The organism is Adlercreutzia sp. DFI.6.23, assembly GCF_024462535.1.
GTDB lineage: Bacteria > Actinomycetota > Coriobacteriia > Coriobacteriales > Eggerthellaceae > Adlercreutzia > Adlercreutzia rubneri.
The window spans coordinates 1-297 of the sequence record NZ_JANGBP010000587.1; the positions used below are offsets into that span (position 1 = coordinate 1).

Annotated in this window: 1 protein-coding gene; it reads left to right on the top strand. The window is 56.9% G+C overall.

Features of this window, described 5'->3' with window-relative positions; translation table 11 throughout:
* Positions 1-14: 14 nt before the first annotated feature.
* Positions 15-297 (top strand): helix-turn-helix transcriptional regulator (locus NE591_RS14690; RefSeq protein ID WP_256157039.1); only part of this gene is annotated, 283 nt, incomplete at its 3' end.

The window sequence follows — 297 nt, forward strand, 5'->3', positions numbered from 1 at the left end:
GTACTCTTGGCCCCATGAACGACGAACAGGAAAAGGTGCAAGCCCGCATTCACTCGCTTGGTCAGCAGATCAGGGCGCATCGCATTGCCCAGAACCTTTCCCAGCAAAGGCTTGCTCTCATGGTGCACACCGACCAAGCCGTCATCGCCCGCATCGAGGCCGGCAAGCACAACACGGGCATCGCCAAATATATCGAAATCGCCGATGCCCTCGATGTTCCAATCGAGTTCATTGTCATCCAGGACATGACCATGAACGACACGGCGCTGTACGCTGACATCCTGCTGCCTGCTTGCC